This is a genomic window from Mesorhizobium sp. M0618, from assembly GCF_040320765.1.
Taxonomy (GTDB): Bacteria; Pseudomonadota; Alphaproteobacteria; order Rhizobiales; family Rhizobiaceae; genus Mesorhizobium.
In genome coordinates this window covers 189,094-202,207 of record NZ_JAMYQH010000005.1, presented here as the reverse complement: position 1 = coordinate 202,207, position 13,114 = coordinate 189,094, and the positions used below count along the sequence as shown (strand labels likewise).

At 62.1% G+C, this 13,114-nt stretch carries 18 protein-coding genes and 1 riboswitch; of the genes, 2 read left to right on the top strand and 16 right to left on the bottom strand.

Translation table 11 applies throughout. The features are described 5' to 3' along the window. Positions 1 to 30: 30 nt before the first annotated feature. From NKJ04_RS08335 to NKJ04_RS08315, 5 genes are all read right to left on the bottom strand, one after another. Positions 31 to 1,092, bottom strand: a complete 1,062-nt coding sequence (locus tag NKJ04_RS08335; protein WP_352674288.1) for an ABC transporter substrate-binding protein — start codon at positions 1,090 to 1,092, stop codon at positions 31 to 33. A 58-nt stretch (positions 1,093 to 1,150) separates the two neighbouring features. After that, positions 1,151 to 2,122, bottom strand: a complete 972-nt coding sequence (locus NKJ04_RS08330) for a PfkB family carbohydrate kinase (protein WP_352674286.1) — start codon at positions 2,120 to 2,122, stop codon at positions 1,151 to 1,153. Next, complete coding sequence (locus NKJ04_RS08325) at positions 2,119 to 3,159, bottom strand: ADP-ribosylglycohydrolase family protein (RefSeq protein WP_023814057.1); 1,041 nt, start codon at positions 3,157 to 3,159, stop codon at positions 2,119 to 2,121. Before NKJ04_RS08325 ends, NKJ04_RS08330 begins: the two co-directional genes overlap by 4 nt. A gap of 3 nt (positions 3,160 to 3,162) precedes the next feature. Then, entirely contained in the window at positions 3,163 to 3,888 is a 726-nt protein-coding gene (locus NKJ04_RS08320) for a GntR family transcriptional regulator (RefSeq protein ID WP_023814058.1), read from the bottom strand. Positions 3,889 to 4,107: 219 nt separating this feature from the next. Further along, positions 4,108 to 4,377 carry a DUF982 domain-containing protein gene (locus NKJ04_RS08315; RefSeq protein WP_027035091.1) on the bottom strand — a complete coding sequence of 90 codons (270 nt, stop codon included), beginning with the start codon at positions 4,375 to 4,377 and terminating at the stop codon, positions 4,108 to 4,110. 84 nt (positions 4,378 to 4,461) lie between these two features. Here NKJ04_RS08315 and NKJ04_RS08310 point away from each other — a divergent pair, with 84 nt between their 5' ends. Further along, on the top strand, positions 4,462 to 4,719 hold the full coding sequence (locus tag NKJ04_RS08310) for a hypothetical protein (RefSeq protein ID WP_023814060.1): 258 nt from the start codon (positions 4,462 to 4,464) through the stop codon (positions 4,717 to 4,719). A 282-nt stretch (positions 4,720 to 5,001) separates the two neighbouring features. On the opposite strand, the gene NKJ04_RS08305 is transcribed toward NKJ04_RS08310, so the two are convergent. The 8 genes from NKJ04_RS08305 to NKJ04_RS08270 form a co-directional block, all read right to left on the bottom strand. Further along, positions 5,002 to 5,157 (bottom strand): DUF3309 family protein, encoded by a 156-nt coding sequence (locus NKJ04_RS08305; RefSeq protein ID WP_023814061.1) that lies wholly within the window; start codon positions 5,155 to 5,157, stop codon positions 5,002 to 5,004. A gap of 251 nt (positions 5,158 to 5,408) precedes the next feature. Continuing rightward, entirely contained in the window at positions 5,409 to 6,014 is a 606-nt protein-coding gene (locus NKJ04_RS08300; protein ID WP_031213861.1) for a hypothetical protein, read from the bottom strand. 376 nt (positions 6,015 to 6,390) lie between these two features. Next, positions 6,391 to 6,744, bottom strand: a complete 354-nt coding sequence (locus tag NKJ04_RS08295) for a methyltransferase family protein (protein ID WP_352674284.1) — start codon at positions 6,742 to 6,744, stop codon at positions 6,391 to 6,393. Beyond that, positions 6,684 to 7,175: a hypothetical protein gene (locus NKJ04_RS08290; RefSeq protein WP_352674283.1), complete on the bottom strand. Its 492-nt coding sequence runs from the start codon at positions 7,173 to 7,175 to the stop codon at positions 6,684 to 6,686. The genes NKJ04_RS08295 and NKJ04_RS08290 overlap by 61 nt, the downstream gene beginning before the upstream one ends. 48 nt (positions 7,176 to 7,223) lie before the next feature. Then, positions 7,224 to 8,243: an ABC transporter substrate-binding protein gene (locus NKJ04_RS08285; RefSeq protein WP_128304628.1), complete on the bottom strand. Its 1,020-nt coding sequence runs from the start codon at positions 8,241 to 8,243 to the stop codon at positions 7,224 to 7,226. After that, entirely contained in the window at positions 8,236 to 9,003 is a 768-nt protein-coding gene (locus NKJ04_RS08280; protein ID WP_352674281.1) for an ABC transporter ATP-binding protein, read from the bottom strand. Before NKJ04_RS08280 ends, NKJ04_RS08285 begins: the two co-directional genes overlap by 8 nt. Continuing rightward, positions 9,000 to 9,761, bottom strand: coding sequence for an ABC transporter permease (locus NKJ04_RS08275; RefSeq protein ID WP_352674336.1), 762 nt, complete (start codon positions 9,759 to 9,761; stop codon positions 9,000 to 9,002). Before NKJ04_RS08275 ends, NKJ04_RS08280 begins: the two co-directional genes overlap by 4 nt. Before the next feature lie 95 nt (positions 9,762 to 9,856). After that, a complete protein-coding gene (locus tag NKJ04_RS08270) occupies positions 9,857 to 10,465 on the bottom strand; it encodes a YkoF family thiamine/hydroxymethylpyrimidine-binding protein (RefSeq protein ID WP_031213866.1) in 609 nt (202 codons plus the stop codon). After that, positions 10,456 to 10,569: riboswitch (TPP riboswitch) on the bottom strand. Its footprint overlaps the gene before it by 10 nt. A 195-nt stretch (positions 10,570 to 10,764) precedes the next feature. Between NKJ04_RS08270 and NKJ04_RS08265 the strand changes: the two genes are divergently transcribed. Further along, positions 10,765 to 11,085 (top strand): RodZ family helix-turn-helix domain-containing protein, encoded by a 321-nt coding sequence (locus NKJ04_RS08265; RefSeq protein ID WP_023814068.1) that lies wholly within the window; start codon positions 10,765 to 10,767, stop codon positions 11,083 to 11,085. Positions 11,086 to 11,129: 44 nt separating this feature from the next. Here the strand turns inward: NKJ04_RS08265 and NKJ04_RS08260 are convergent, their stop codons facing one another. From NKJ04_RS08260 to msrA, 3 genes are all read right to left on the bottom strand, one after another. Then, positions 11,130 to 12,161 carry a formyltransferase family protein gene (locus NKJ04_RS08260; protein ID WP_023814069.1) on the bottom strand — a complete coding sequence of 344 codons (1,032 nt, stop codon included), beginning with the start codon at positions 12,159 to 12,161 and terminating at the stop codon, positions 11,130 to 11,132. Between the two features lie 130 nt (positions 12,162 to 12,291). Beyond that, positions 12,292 to 12,525, bottom strand: coding sequence for a hypothetical protein (locus NKJ04_RS08255; RefSeq protein WP_155930624.1), 234 nt, complete (start codon positions 12,523 to 12,525; stop codon positions 12,292 to 12,294). A 25-nt stretch (positions 12,526 to 12,550) separates the two neighbouring features. Beyond that, complete coding sequence (msrA, locus tag NKJ04_RS08250) at positions 12,551 to 13,069, bottom strand: peptide-methionine (S)-S-oxide reductase MsrA (protein ID WP_352674279.1); 519 nt, start codon at positions 13,067 to 13,069, stop codon at positions 12,551 to 12,553. Positions 13,070 to 13,114 lie beyond the last annotated feature (45 nt).

Below are 13,114 nucleotides of genomic sequence, written 5' to 3'. Positions count from 1 at the left end.
CGCGAACCGCCGGCTGGCCTGGCTGTGATCTTACTTCACGTCGACCTTAAGCTGCTGCCAGAGCGCCAGATAGGCTGCGCGCTGGGCGTCGGTGATCGGCGCCTGGAACTGGATGCGCTTGGCCACTTCGGGATCACCCATGACCTTGCGGTTGAAGGCATCCTCGGGCAGCGCTTCCACCGCCTTGGTGTTGGCGGAGACGGGAGCACCGACCTTGGTGACCCATTCGACGTAGAATTTCGGGTCGATCATGTAGTTGATGAAGGCCTCGGCGCCGGCTACGTTCTTGGCGCCGACCGGAATGGAAAACGCGTCGAGCCAGGCAACGGCGCCTTCCTGCGGCACCACCAGCGAGACCGGCAGCTTGAAATGCGTCTTGGCGCGGTCGGCCGAGCCGCTCCAATAGGTGCCGATGTCGATCTGGTTGGAGGCGACCATCTGGTTCCAGTCGTTTTCCGAGCTCCAGAAGGTCTTGATCTGCGGCATCAGCGAGGTCAGCTTCGTCTTGACCGCATCCATATCCTTGATGTCGTTGATGTTCTGGCCAGTGGCGATGGCGCCGAACTGCACCGCTTCAACGGCATCGTCGCGAATGACGACGCGGCCCTTGTGGGCGGCATCCCACATTTCGGCGATGCTCGTCGGTGGCTTGTCGAAGGACTTTTCGTTGATGGCGAGTGCGGTGAGACCCCATACCCACGGCACGCCATAGACCTTGCCGTCGTGGACGAGCATTGGCGATCCCGCCTTGTCCTTGCTGATGTCGGCGTAGTTCGGCAGCTTGGAAACGTCGATCGGCTGGATCAGTTTCCCGGCCATCGCCTGGTCGTTGAAGGCGGCGTTGATCATGACCACGTCATAGAGGCCGGGATTGGTCCGGATCTTGGTCAGCATTTCCTGTTCGGAATTGAAGAAATCGTTGACGACCTTGTTGCCGGTCGCTTTTTCGAAAGCCTCGACGGCCCACGGTTCGTCGGCGCCGTAACCCTTCCAGTTGAGCACATGCACTTCGTCGGCCTTGGCGGCGAACGCGAGTGCGGAGGTAAAGACGGCGGTCGCCGTCAGCAGAGCAGTAAAATCAAGCATGCGCATGGTTGGTTCCTCTCTGTGGGTTTGCCCGGTTCCCGGGCTTGTCAGGCTTTTCCAGCTGTTATGCATTGGCCTTCTGTGTCCGGCCTGCTCCCGATAGGTCGGCGGCATGGCTCAGGAATGTCTGGATTTCACGGTTCGTCGGCGCCGACGAGCCACCATGGCGAGTAACCGAAATGGCCGCCGCAGCATTGGCATAGCGCGCTGCCTCGAAGGGCGGGATGCCGTGCGCCAGCGCGCTGACGAAACCGCCGATATGGGTGTCGCCGGCGCCATTGGTGTCGACGGCGTTGACCTTGAAGCCGGCAATGGTCTGCGCTGACCCATTGGCCAACCGTACGTGGCACCCCTTTGGCCCGGAACGGATGACCACACCGGCAGCTTGCGGGCAATGGTCGACCAGAAGTCGCGCCGCGAGGTCCTCGACATCGCCCGGGCCAGCAATCTCGACCGCCTCCGTCCTGTTGCAGCTCAGCCATGTGGTGCGGGCAAGCACCCGCGACAGGATCGGGCGCGGAATGTCCGAGATGACCGGGGTCGGATCGAAGACGAAGGGAATATCTGCCGGAAGTGCCTCGATCCAATCGGTGAGCGCATCGCGGCTCTTGGGATAGCTTAGCGTGTAGCCGGAGGTGAACACCCAGTCTCCCGGCGCCACCGCGACCGGCGCCATCAGGTCGCGGCTGAGCACGCTCTCCGCCCCTGGCCACGACACGAAGGTGCGTTCGGCGTCGCTCGAAATCATGGCGACGCAGTTGCCGCTGTCCGTCAATGGCGATGGCGGCGTCAGCGCCGCGATGCCCTCGGCGGCGAAAGCGGCACGCAGGAAATCGCCATTGGGTCCGCTGCCGAGTTGGCCGCCGAACACCACCTGCATGCCGGTGCGGCTGGCCGCGGCCATCATGTTGAAGCCGCCGCCGGCGACCTGGGCGAAGCTCGACGCCGTCTTTTCCATGCCGGGCGCCGGCAGGGCGTCGATGCGGTAGACATAGTCGACCACGGCACTGCCGACATGGACGAGACGGCCGCTCATTCCGCCGCATCCTTGCCGGAACCGATTTTCGCCACCCTTGCTGCCACGAGGTCGGCGGCAAGCGCGCGAACCTCTGACATGTCGAGGCCGACAAGCCGGGCGATATGCTGTTGCGGCAATCGGGAAAAACCGCTGCAGGCGCCGGCCATGCCGGCGGCGATGGCGCCGATCGTATCGGTGTCGCCGCCGATATTGGCGCTGATGATAGCTGCTTGCCATGGGTCGCCACGGGCGACTTCCAGCACGGCGAAGGCCGCCGGGACGGATTCCTGGCTGGCGACGCCGGTACCCACCAGATCGGTGATCAGCCGAATGGCATCCCTGATCGCCTTGCCGCGCACGATGTCCTGCGCCCAGACGATACGCGCGGCGATGTCGCCGCCGGTGACCCAATGACCAAGCGTCGCCCCTCGCCTCGCCGCCGCGACGGCGCTGGCGGAAGCATCGCGCCAGCCACCGCCGGCGATGCCGCGGCTGACGGCAGCGGCAACGGCAGCAGCGGAAGCGATTGCGATCGAGGTGTTGTGCGTCGCCCGGCAGGTCTCCGCCACCTTGGCGACGAACGCCTCCAATGGTTCGAGCGGCATCATGATGCCGACAGGCCCGATGCGCATGGCCGCGCCATTGGTGTCGCCGCTGCGTCCCGCTTCCTCGGCCGGTACGCCATTGTTGATGGCGTCGATGGCCCGTTTGGTCGACGGCCCCAAGAGATCATAGCTGCCGCGCGCCTTGACCTCGCGCTCCCAGTCGAGCAGCGCATTGACCCAGCGCGCGTGGTCGAAACGGTCGCCGGATTCGACCAGGATGCGGCCGAGCAGCAGCGCCTGTTCGGTGTCGTCGGTGATGGTGCCGGCAGCCAGTCCCTTCGACACCGGATGATCGGCGAAAGGCTCGATGAAATCCTCGACATGGCCGTGGAGTTCGGCAATGCGAACCGGCGACAAAAGCTGCGTCGGCATGCCGAGCGCATCTCCCAGCGCTCCGCCGACAAGCGCGCCCATGGCGCGATCGATGGCCTTGCTGGTTGCATCCGACATCGCTCAGAACCTCATATGCAGCGCAAAATGTGCCGGGTTGAGCAGGCTGGTGACATACTCGATCGGCCGATCGTCAGCCGCACGCGTCAGCCGGCGGCCGCGCAGGAAGGGCGTGCCTTGTGGGCAACCGAGGATGGCCGCATCCTCGGCATTGAGCATCTCGATCTCGACCCATTCCTCGCCATGGTCGGGAATGAGGCCGGCGGCGCGCAGCGTCTGGTGCAGCGAGCCCTCGCGCAGTCCGCGCAACGGTACGTCCTCAAGCTCGGAGGACAATGGCAGCCGGCTGCGCTCGATGGAGATCGCATGGCCGTCGCTGGCGTTGGTGCGCACCCGGTCAACGGCAATGAAGAACGGGCTTTCGATACCAAGCAGCGCAGCCAGATCGGGGTCTTCGATGACCTCCAGCCGCAGCGTCCGCGTCTCGGCATTGGCGCCGGCATCGGCCAGCGCGCGCGACCAACCGATGGAGTCATCGACCGGCTTGCCGTCGAAGGTGACGAACGAGCCAATACCAACCCTGGTCGTGATCAGCCCGCGGCTGGACAGTTCTTCGAGGCCCTTGCGGACCGTATTGCGACTGACGGAGAAGCGCTGGACAAGTTCATTCTCGCTTTGCAGGCGGTCGCCGAAGCCGAGAACACCGGAGCGGATTTCATGTTCGAGAACGGTGGCGATCTGCTCGGGTTTGCCCGTACCGGGAGACAGTTGAACCGCGCGCCGCTTCATATAGGTACCTGTTCAGTGAACCTGTATAGTCCTGTTCAATATCTGGATAGAAATGCCGTGTCAACAGATGCCGGAAACAGGCCCAATGAACCCCGAATTTCGGATTGTCCGCAGAGCGCGCCGAACTGGCCGGTTGCCATGGCCCGGAAAAGCCGGTGTGAAAGACCGAGATCAACCAAGAGGATAGAGCCGATCCTTGATTCAATTTCACCGGGCAGGCTACGGGATCGACACCTCACGCGGCTCAACGAGAATGTCCGCCTCGATAGCGGCGTTGATGAACGCCGCCCTTGCCGCCGAGACTTCTTTCTTTCCCTCTAGCACGGCCAGACAGACCTTACGGGCAACCATATGCTTTTGCCCGGTTGCAACCGGCCAGCGGTTCAGCAGGATGTCGGCAGCCTGAGCGACCCGCTCCACGTTGAAGATCGAGTTTCGCGATCGGCCGAGCGCAATCCTGACCGGCTCATCGAAACGCTGATCTTGCACGATGCCACTCCCCAAAGTCGGCATTCATCGATTCGCGGCCTTCAACCCCGCGCAATGTGATAGGTTCCGCGACAAAGGTGCAAGATGTCCGATTCCAGTGGCCAGAAAAATCCCAGGCTGATCGTCGTGGTCGCGTTCGATCGCGGTGAGGATGGCGAGTTGTTCCCAGCCTTTGGACCCGCCGACCAGCAGAGCGAAGACCGCGCCATACGCACCGCCAGGGCTCTAGCGGCAAAGCATGCCGGCGTCATCGCCTGGAGCCGCGAGGCCGATCCGACGCTGGGCGAATACGGCCCGCCGAACACGCTCTTCGTCAGCGGCGACGTACCTGACATGGAATAGTCGACTGGCGTCAGCTTCTGGATGCCTTGCCCATAGGGTTTGATGCGAGCCGGTTTCCCCTCGCCAGCAAGCAAAAGCCCGCTACGGTGAACCGGAGCGGGCCTTGGAGGAGGACAAGGGGTGGGACCCTCTCCTCTTGTTTCCACGGGGGGGTGTGGACCGCAATGACCATACGAAAGTTTTGCAGAGTGCAGGATCACAAGCCGGCTTGCCTGCATCACAATCCGGTGCACGCCGATATTGGGGGCGCTCACGAGATTGCGATCAGTTGCGATAACCCGGCTAGATACGCCCGAGCACGACAAGCACGATGGCGATGAGCAGCACGAGCCCAAGGCCGCCGCCGCCATAGTAGCCGGTGCCGTAGAACGGACCGCCACCGAGGCCGCTGAGGCCGCCAAGCAGCGCAATGATGATCGGTATGGTTCCAAGACTCATAGCGATGTTCAAAGACGAGCGCTCCAAAGGCTCTACCGTTCCGCGCGATTGTGGCGGGCATCGCGTGCGGAAGAGGTCTGCCGGCAACAGAAGCGGCCATCCAGATGATGGCAACCAGAATTTGATTCCGGCACGCCTGTGGACGCAGAAAGCCCGCCAGCGTGGCGGGCTTTCCTACCGGCCGGAGGCCAGGAGAGTGCGGTCGAGCCTCACGGCTGATTCGGCACTTCCAATCCCCGGCCCCTCCAGTATCAGCGACGAGCGATCAGGAGGCAGAGTTGCCGTAGATCGCGGTCGTAGGCGCCTTCGCTGCTGAGCACGTCGACGCAGCGCTTCTTCATTCGCGCCACGTTGCTATCCGACATCTGGGCCACGACACCCGGCAGGCTCGGCCTGCTGGGGTTTGACGGATTGGACGGATTGCTCGGGTTCGACGGATTGCCTGGATTGATGCCGCCACCAATACCCACGCCGACGCCGCTCGTCCCGCCTACATTGGCGCCAAGGCCGGCCGTAATGCCGCCAGACCCTCCGATGTTGGCGCCCGCGCCGGCATTGATGCCGTTGCTGCCGCCGACCGAAGCGCCGAGACCAGCATTGACACCGCTCGAGCCGCCAACATTGGCACCGGCACCGGCATTTACACCACCGCTGCCGCCGACCGAGGCGCCCACTCCGGCACTGATGCCGCCACTGCCGCCAACGGAAGCCCCGACACCGGCATTGACGCCGCCGCTACCACCCACCGAGGCACCAACGCCAAGGCCGATTCCCGCAGCATTGGCGGGCAGGGAAAGAGCTAAAATTACCGCACTACCCGCCAACATATTGGCGACTGTCTTGATGGTGTGAGCCATAACACTCTCCTGTTGTCGTTGCGCTAAAGCAATTGGCGAGAGGCCGATTGCAAGATCAACTACGCGAGGTGGTGAATTTCAGTTTCAGAGAGAGAATACTGAACCTGAGGCGTGGTGTACATCAACAAAATTTCTGAAACAAAATGATATTAAAGTTTGAATAATTGTTCTTTACACGAAGAATTCGTAAGGCATTGGCGATCGGACGTTACTCTGCTCCATGCCGCACACCGCGCTGGACATGGATAGGCCTCTCGCAAGATCAGCAAGACCGCCGCGATGATTGCAAGTGGCCAGAGTCTATCGGCGGCCGGATGCGGGAGTGAGAGAGTGCAAGCGTGATTGCAGGCCGAACGATTCTGCGCCGGCCCGCTTGTCAGACGATCCCGTAGAACAGCCTGTAGTGGGCGCGCTTCATATAGTCCCGGTATTCCGGCGTGGCGGCTAACAGCGCCTCTTCGCGCAGGATGCGATGAACCTGGAAGAAGGTGATCGCGGCGTAGACAGCAAGATTGTAGAAGGAAAAGGCCGACAGCAGGAACAGGACATGACCGGCAAGGTATCCGGCATAGATCGGGTGCCGCACCAGGCGGTAGGCACCGTCGGTCATCACGCCGCGATTGCCCGGCAGAATGGCGAAAGAACGCCCTAGCGATATCTTCCCCCAGATCACGAACCCCAACGCCAGGACTTGCAGCGGCGCAGCGGCATAGACCGGGATGATGGCCACGCCCGGTTCCAGGTCGATGAAGCCGACACCGAAACTGGCGACCACCGAACAACCACCGTCAGCGGGTTCCAGTCGCGTACCTGCGGTCGCCGCGACAGAAGCAGCCAGGTAAAGGTCAGTATCTCGGAGATTGCCACCAGCGCCACATTGATGCGGGTCGGGTCGAGCATCAGGTGATATACGCCGCGGTAGACGAACATGCCCGCGAAGGCCAGCGCGCAGATCCGAAAGAAACCTTCACGCAAATCCACCAGGATTTCGCGCTTTCGGGCTGCGGACAGAATCCTGCCGTCACTGACGTGCGAAAGCGCCTCTCCCTCGAGGCGACCTTTGCACGCAACCATTGCCGGGCAGTTAATCAACAAGATCAGATCGGTGTTAAACTGGCTGTCAGGGAGCCAGGGTGCCACATCCAGACGACCCTGCTCCACGCGGTCGTCCAGAAAGACGGGCGACCCATTTCATTTGATCTTGGCAGACTAGCTCAGATAGTCGTTGCGGAAATAGCTCCCGAAATCCGGGCGTTGAGCAACCAGCTTGCCATCGGCATCGCGCAAGATGCCGGACGCGAAGAGATAGTCGCCGATCGCTTCCATCTTGGCCGAATCCATCGTCCCGATGGCGCCGCTTTGGCTGCGCAGATAATGGCCGTCGATCAGCGCCTTCAGCGAGGCGTGGATCAGCGCCGGATTGGTCAACGCATCCTTGTTGGCCGCGATCAGCAGGGCTGCCGCATCTTCGGGGTGATCGACCGCGAACTGGTAGCCGCGCCGTGTCGCCTGGACAAAGGCTGCCGCAGGCTTGGGGTTTGCCTGGAGATAGGCTTCGCTCGAAGAGATCAGTGTCGTATGCTCGTCAGGCACGCCGTAATCGGCATAGACGAAGCTGCGTTGTTTGACGCCCTTGAGCTCGGCTTCGACACCCTCCCAGGTCGAGACTTCGAGCGTGAAATCGACCGAACCATTGGCCAGCGCCTCATAGGCTGAGGTGCCGAGCGTCACCGTCTCGAAATTGCCCTTGCCGCCATCATGGCGGATGATGGTCGATATCAGGGCGTTTTCCCAGGCGCTGCCGAAGCCGCCATAGGTCAGGCCGTCAAGGTTTCTCGGGCTTACTATCTCGCTGCGGGCCGCATTGAAGACCACGCGGCCGGTTTCCGATTGCACCACCGCATAGACGCCCTTCAGGTCCGCTCCGGCGGTTCTCTGGGTGAACAGGCTGATGGTGCCGTTGATGCCGAAATCGGCGACGCGATTTGCAACCAGCGTGCCCGCACCGGTATCGCTGTAAGGCAGGATGTCGACCTCGAGCCCGGCCTCGCGATAGAAGCCCTTGTCGCGGGCGACGAACAGTCCGATGTGGTTGGTGTTGACCGTCCAGTCGAGGGCAACGGTGACCTTTTGTGCCGATTGTGCTTGGGCTCGCCCCGATCCGGCAATGAGCGGAAGGCCTGTGGCAAGGGTCAGCAACAAGGCCTGCCGGCGCGTCAAGTCAGTCATGATCGTGTCCTTTGGATGGGGTGGCGTTGACGATGATGTCGAGAATCTCGGCCTCGAGCGTACTTGCCTGGCGCGCGGCATCGCCGCCAAGGCTGCGCGGGCGCGGCAGCGGCACCTTAATTTCACGCACGATGCGGGCCGGGCGCGCCGACAGCACATAGATGCGGTCGGACAGGAACACGGCTTCGCGCACGTCATGGGTGATCAGGAGCGCCGTCCAGCGATGATGCCGCCACATCTGTTCCAGCCAGCGCTGCATGGCCGTGCGGGTCAGCGCGTCGAGCGCGCCGAACGGCTCGTCGAGCAAAAGCATGTCGCGTTGCTGCACCACCGTGCGCAGCAAGGCCGCGCGCTGGCGCATACCGCCGGACAGTTGCGCTGGAAAATGCCGCTCGAAGCCGGCAAGCCCGAATTCGGCAAACAACGGCGCAACGCGCACCCGCGCCGCCTGTCTCCTCATGCCTTGGACTTCGAGCCCGAGCGTCGCGTTGTCGAGGATGCGCCGCCACGGCATCAGCGCGTCACGCTGCGGCATGAAGGCGAAATGCCTGCCGTGGTCGTCGAGCGGCGCGCCGTCGAACAACATCTCGCCCTCGCCATGCTCGGCGCCGGTCAGAAGCTGAAAGAGCGTCGATTTGCCGGCGCCCGAGGGTCCAAGAATCGAGACGAATTCACCAGCGCCGACGCTAAGCGAAATATCGGCCAGCACGTCGAGCCGACCGAACGCCTTGCGCACGTGCCGCAGTTCCAGCCGGCTCATCGCCAGGCTCCCTTCCCGGCGGTTTCCTTGCCGGCCCGCTCCCAGGGCATCGCAAGGCGCTGCAGCAGTACAGTCAACCCGAACAGGACAAGGGTCAGGGCAGCGCTCACTCCGACGGCGGCAAGAACCAGGTCAGGACGGAAATTGTTCTTGGCGTTGAGCATGTAGATGCCCAGCCCCTTCGCGGCCCCCGCATATTCGGCGAAGATCGCGCCGACCACGGCGTAGGTGATGGAGATCCTCAAGCCAGCGAAGAAATAGGGCAGCGCCGAAGGCAGCCGTGCCAGCACGAAGATGCGCCAGCGCCCTGCCCCCATGGCGCGCAGCATTTGCCCGATCTCGGCCTCGGTCGACTCATAACCCTCGACCAATGCAACCAGCATCGGAAAGAAGGTAACCAGCGCCACCAGCATGATCTTGGGCGCCAGCCCGAAGCCGAACCACAGCACCACCAGCGGCGCGATGGCCACCAGCGGCAAGGTCTGGCTGACGATGAAGACGGGAAACAGCGCACGCCGCAGCGGCTGGAAGAAGTCGACCAGCATCGACAGCACGAAGGCGGCGCTGAGCGAACAGGCAAAGCCGAGCAGCGTGGCGCCGATGGTCGGAATGGCGTTGTCGGCCAGCGCCTGGCGATTGAGCAGCGCTTGCTCGAAAACGCGCGACGGCGCCGGCAGCATCGTCGGCCTGATGCCGGAATAGGTGGCATAAAGCTCCCACGCCACTAGGAGCAAACCGACCGAGATCATGGCCGGCATTGCCTTGACAAGAAGGCCCGCGATCGGGCGCGAAGCGAATGATGATGAGACCACGGGAGATAACCTTTGACGGCCGCGCGGATGCGGCGGCAGCTTCAGACAGCCGACGGGCTGTTGGCCGAGACCGTGACGTCGAGGGTTACGTGGCCGGCGCCTGGTCCGAAGCGGCAGAAGGCCTCGTCCAGCGCCGAAAAGATCGCACCGGCATCACCGCGCAGTTTCGTGCAGAAATGCTTGGAACGCTCATAGACGCCGGACTGCTTGAGAAAATCGATGCAGCCGTAGATCTCGTCCATGTGGTCGTCGGTGCCCATCACATAGAGCGAGAACTGCGCCGCCGCCGGCTGGCCGGTGGCAGCAGCATTGCGCACCGCCGCGATGGCCGCATCCTTGCGCGGGCCGAGTGGCCCGACAGGCCCGCCAAGTGCATCGGAGCGGCAGATCGGATCATCCGGCTCGCCAGGGCACCCGCGCGAGATGGTGGCCGACAACACGCAATGTTTGCCGCTACGTGCCGCCGCCACGAAGAGGTCGCGCATGGCGGGAAACAGCACTTCGGGCGACCCGACCAGCAAGGTCGAGATGTCGTCGGTCTCGATCCTGAGCTTGTCGCGCCAGGGATCGAGCGCACCGAGCGCGCCAAGAATGACACCGACGAATTCGTCGGTCATGGGGTATAGGGAAATCTGTGCGCCTGAAAACATCGCCCGCCTCGCTCCGCTGGTATTACCCAGATCAGCTTCTAGGGTCTGTGGGCTTGCCGCCCCCGTCTCAGCCCCGACCGTACGGAGCACCCCTGTGGATGTGCGCCTTAAAGCATCATTCGAGTTCAAGGGAAAGCCGTTTTTTCAGAGCACTGCGCCAAAAGCATTGCGCCAGTCACGGTGCGCCTGAGCGGAATTTTGTCGGGAACCTTCGCCGCCGCGACCGGTTGTCCCCACAGTCGCAACGCGATCACTTTCGTAGAAAATAAGCGACGACTTCACAGAAATGGAGACAAACCATGTTCATGAAAATCCTCGCAGCTTCGGTTCTCACCATTGGTCTGGCCACGTCAGCCATGGCGCAAAGCGCCGGCAGCAACAACGCAAATGGAAGCGGCAGCGGCAAGTCGGTGACGGTTGAGCCGAACACGCCGGCTTCCCCGAATACGATCGAGCCGGACACTGTCGACCCGGGCACGACCAACAGCACGACTGGCACGGTAGGGGACATGAATTCGAACGCGGATCAGAATTGCCCGACCAACCCGCAAGGCGCGCAGCCGGACGCCGATGGTAACGCGACGGCGCCAACGGTAAACGATAATCATTGTGGCAAGTAACCACGTCGCAAACGGATGAAGCCGCTGGGCATCGCCCAGCGACTTCATCCGTTTTTCTGGTCCGCAGCACTCGCTTTGCCGAACAGCCGGATTTCTGGAGCGGGTCTCCCGGCGGGCGGGCGCGAAAATAGGTGTTTCGAATTGAGCAGCCGTTTGAGCACTCTACCGTAGGTAAAATACAGGACCCGACCGTTGGCGAGATCAAATTCCACTGTTCCCCACCGCCTGACCGGAGCCTTTCCTGTGCAGGGCCCCAGCCTTCTGATCTGGAATCCCAGCCTGACTTTGCGCGTTCCGATTTCAAGATAGATGCCTGGCAGAAGGCCAAGCACATGCCATAGCCGTACAACATGCTCGACCGACATGGCCGGCGAGATTATCAGGTGGCTGGGCTGAAGCCGCGCCCAGACGAAATCGCCTTTCGGCTGCGGCATTCCTGACAACAGCCCCCGGCAGTAGGTCGGCACCGCCTCGCTCACCAGAATCCGCATAGCGGTTGCCGTGCTGTCGACCAGGGCTTCTCTCGATGTCCAGTCAGCTTCGGAAAACGGCACCTGCCCGAGAATGTCACCCTCGTCAAAACCGGCGGACATCTTGTGGAGCGTGACGCCGCCATGAGCCGCATGCCGGCCGTCCACGGCCAAGCGCTGGATCGGGTGGGGCCCTCGATAGTCGGGGAGCAGCGCCGGGTGGAGGTTGACCCCGCCTTTGGAAAAATGGCCAAGAACCTCTTGAGGGATCAAGACAGGCAAAGTGTAGCAGACCAGCACATCGGCGCGGACGTCAGACAATTGCCGACCAAGCGCATTCCAATCGTAAGGGCGGCCAAATTCGATCAACTTGACAGGCGTGTTACCGATAAACCGCCTGAGCAGCAGCTTGCGTTGAAGCCTTCGCCGGAAATTGCCAATGCTGAAACCAGTGGGACGACGCCGGAACCCGGGCACGATGATCGCGCCAATTGCATTTCCAGCCTCTAGCCAGCCGGCGAGCAGAGGCCCGGTATAGTTAGAGATATCGAGGACAAAAACGGCTGTGATCGGCTCCGAGTGATCGGTCGATTCGATCGGCCTCATCTTCGGCGGCTCAAACGGGCCGACAGATCAGGGCGAGCTTGTCAGGTCGGCTGAGTGGAAGGCGATGCCAAGGCAGTGACAACCGAAAGACGCTCGCGTTTTACAAACACTGGCTTTTCGTAAACTTTTTTCACGGCCCGTCTCCCGAAATCAACTCTTCCTGCGCAGTTGGACCGCGATACGGCAGGCTGTCAACCGCCTGACCGTGTTTGCCTACCGCATCCGCATTCGCCGTTGACGAAGGTGTTCGAAGGGCGCTTTCGCACATTGGTGAAAGCTCGATGGCTTCACCGACGCGACAAGCCGCGCTGACCGAAAGGGGTTTGGATGCGATGATCTGCTCGACGACACCGTCGAGCAGCAATGCAGGGCAAATCGCAGTTGCAAATCTACGAAACCGCCGTCTCGCGAACCGGCAGCTTCCAGCCTGGCCTGACGAAGTGGCAGGTGTATCCGTTGGGATATTTCTCCAGATAGTCCTGATGCTCGGGCTCGGCTTCCCAGAATGGACCAACGGGTGCGACTTCGGTGACAACCTTGCCCGGCCACAGGCCCGAGGCATCGACATCGGCGATGGTGTCCTCGGCGACGCGCTTCTGTTCGTCGCTGGTGTAATAGATCGCCGAGCGATAACTCGTCCCGACATCGTTGCCCTGGCGGTTGCGCGTCGTCGGATCGTGGATCTGGAAAAAGCGTTCCAGCAGCGTGCTATAGCTTATGATGGCCGGATCGAAATTGATCTCGATCGCTTCGGCGTGGCTGCCATGGTTGCGATAGGTGGCGTTGGGCACGTCGCCGCCGCTGTAGCCGACGCGGGTGGAGATGACGCCTGGATAGCGCCGTATCAAATCCTGCATGCCCCAGAAACAGCCGCCGGCAAGGACTGCACGTTCGGTCGAAGTCGCCATGTCACGTCTCCTCAAAAGCAATTCCAGGAAAAGTGTAAAGTGTGT

Excerpts from the sequence above, each read along its gene's own strand:
- NKJ04_RS08335 (WP_352674288.1), bottom strand. The coding sequence starts at position 1,092 with ATGCGCATGCTTGATTTTACTGCTCTGCTGACGGCGACCGCCGTCTTT.
- NKJ04_RS08260 (WP_023814069.1), bottom strand. The coding sequence starts at position 12,161 with ATGAGGCCGATCGAATCGACCGATCACTCGGAGCCGATCACAGCCGTT.
- NKJ04_RS08270 (WP_031213866.1), bottom strand. The coding sequence starts at position 10,465 with ATGTTTTCAGGCGCACAGATTTCCCTATACCCCATGACCGACGAATTC.
- NKJ04_RS08310 (WP_023814060.1), top strand. The coding sequence starts at position 4,462 with ATGTCCGATTCCAGTGGCCAGAAAAATCCCAGGCTGATCGTCGTGGTC.
- NKJ04_RS08265 (WP_023814068.1), top strand. The coding sequence starts at position 10,765 with ATGTTCATGAAAATCCTCGCAGCTTCGGTTCTCACCATTGGTCTGGCC.
- NKJ04_RS08325 (WP_023814057.1), bottom strand. The coding sequence starts at position 3,159 with ATGTCGGATGCAACCAGCAAGGCCATCGATCGCGCCATGGGCGCGCTT.
- NKJ04_RS08320 (WP_023814058.1), bottom strand. The coding sequence starts at position 3,888 with ATGAAGCGGCGCGCGGTTCAACTGTCTCCCGGTACGGGCAAACCCGAG.
- NKJ04_RS08305 (WP_023814061.1), bottom strand. The coding sequence starts at position 5,157 with ATGAGTCTTGGAACCATACCGATCATCATTGCGCTGCTTGGCGGCCTC.
- NKJ04_RS08300 (WP_031213861.1), bottom strand. The coding sequence starts at position 6,014 with ATGGCTCACACCATCAAGACAGTCGCCAATATGTTGGCGGGTAGTGCG.
- NKJ04_RS08275 (WP_352674336.1), bottom strand. The coding sequence starts at position 9,761 with ATGCCGGCCATGATCTCGGTCGGTTTGCTCCTAGTGGCGTGGGAGCTT.
- NKJ04_RS08330 (WP_352674286.1), bottom strand. The coding sequence starts at position 2,122 with ATGAGCGGCCGTCTCGTCCATGTCGGCAGTGCCGTGGTCGACTATGTC.
- NKJ04_RS08280 (WP_352674281.1), bottom strand. The coding sequence starts at position 9,003 with ATGAGCCGGCTGGAACTGCGGCACGTGCGCAAGGCGTTCGGTCGGCTC.
- msrA (WP_352674279.1), bottom strand. The coding sequence starts at position 13,069 with ATGGCGACTTCGACCGAACGTGCAGTCCTTGCCGGCGGCTGTTTCTGG.
- NKJ04_RS08285 (WP_128304628.1), bottom strand. The coding sequence starts at position 8,243 with ATGACTGACTTGACGCGCCGGCAGGCCTTGTTGCTGACCCTTGCCACA.